At 64.8% G+C, this 1,398-nt stretch carries 1 protein-coding gene; it reads left to right on the top strand.

The genetic code is table 11. The features are described from left to right. Positions 1–144: 144 nt before the first annotated feature. Positions 145–1,341 carry an IS256 family transposase gene (locus tag Q1A87_RS23425; RefSeq protein ID WP_299657246.1) on the top strand — a complete coding sequence of 399 codons (1,197 nt, stop codon included), beginning with the start codon at positions 145–147 and terminating at the stop codon, positions 1,339–1,341. The last annotated feature ends 57 nt before the right edge of the window (positions 1,342–1,398 follow it).

Genomic DNA, 1,398 nt, shown 5'->3' with positions numbered 1-1,398 from the left:
GGTAGTGCCCCGGCTGGTGGTGTAGGAGGCCGCGCGCGGAGCCCTCGGTGTAGCGTAGCGCGCGGCCGGTGGTGATGCTGGCGGCCACCGTCGATCTTCGGGAAGGTTCGGGTTGTGAGACCTTGAACCGATACGGAGATGACGATGACCGACGACAGAATGGCTCTGATCGAGCTGGTTGAGAAGCAGGCTGACGGCGATCTTGTGCGCGAAATGCTGGCCTTCGCGGCCGAACGGATCATGGAAGCCGAGGTGGAAGAGCGAACAGGTGCGGCCAAGGGTGTGCGCTCGGCGCTGCGGGAGGTTCAGCGCAACGGATACCGCGATCGCAACTGGGACACTCGTGCCGGAAGGATCGCTTTGGAGATCCCGAAGCTGAGAAAGGGAAGCTACCTTCCCAGCTTCCTGGAACCGCGCCGCACAGCGGAGAAGGCGCTCGTGGCGGTGATCCAGGAAGCCTACATCCACGGCGTCTCGACGCGCTCCGTGGACGATCTGGTGAAAGCCATGGGTGCAGGCGGCATGTCGAAGAGCCAGGTCAGCCGGCTCTGCATGGAGATCGACGAGCGCGTGGACGCCTTCCTGTCCCGGCCTCTCGAGGGGGCGTGGCCCTACCTTTGGCTGGACGCGACTTACGTGAAGGTGCGCGAGGGCGGCCGGATCATCAGTCGTGCCGTGATAATCGCTGTCGCGGTGAACGAGGACGGCAAGCGCGAGGTTCTTGGGGTCGCCACCGGACCCTCCGAGGCGGAGACGTTCTGGATCGAGTTTCTCCGGTCTCTCGCCGACCGTGGCCTGCGGGGCGTGAAGCTGGTCGTCGCCGATGATCACAAGGGGCTCCGGGCAGCCGCACGGCGGGTGTTCAACGCTACCCATCAACGCTGTCGCGTTCACTGGATGCGGAACGCGCTCGCCCATGCCCCGGCCAAGCAGCGCACGGCCGTGGCCGCAATGCTGAAGACGATCTTCGCCCAGGAGAACAAGGCGGATGCGCAGGCCCAGTGGGAAGTCGTCGCGGATGCGCTCCGCGAGAAGCAGCCCAAGCTCGGCACGCTCATGGACGGCTCCCGGGACGACGTCCTCGCCTACATGGACTTCCCGCGCGAGCATTGGACCCAGATCGCGTCGACGAACCCACTGGAACGAGTGAACCGCGAGATCAAGCGCAGGTCCGACGTTATCGGTATCTTCCCCAACGACGACGCAATCGTTCGGCTTGTCGGAGCGCTCATGCTCGAGACTAACGACGAGTGGACCGTCGCGCGGCGCTACATGAGCCTTGAAACGCTCGCCCAGGTCACCGACAATCCCAACGTCAGGTTGCCCGCCGTGGCAACCTGATCAGGCTCGGACCTCTCCGAAGGTCGGCGCTCCTACACCACACGTTGGGGCACTACC

It is taken from the genome of uncultured Jannaschia sp. (genome assembly GCF_947494055.1).
In the GTDB taxonomy this organism is placed as follows: domain Bacteria; phylum Pseudomonadota; class Alphaproteobacteria; order Rhodobacterales; family Rhodobacteraceae; genus Jannaschia.
This window is presented reverse-complemented; position numbering and strand designations above follow the sequence as displayed.

What these genes read in the sequence shown, in the direction of transcription:
- Q1A87_RS23425 (WP_299657246.1), top strand. Translation starts at nt 145, where the DNA reads ATGACCGACGACAGAATGGCTCTGATCGAGCTGGTTGAGAAGCAGGCT.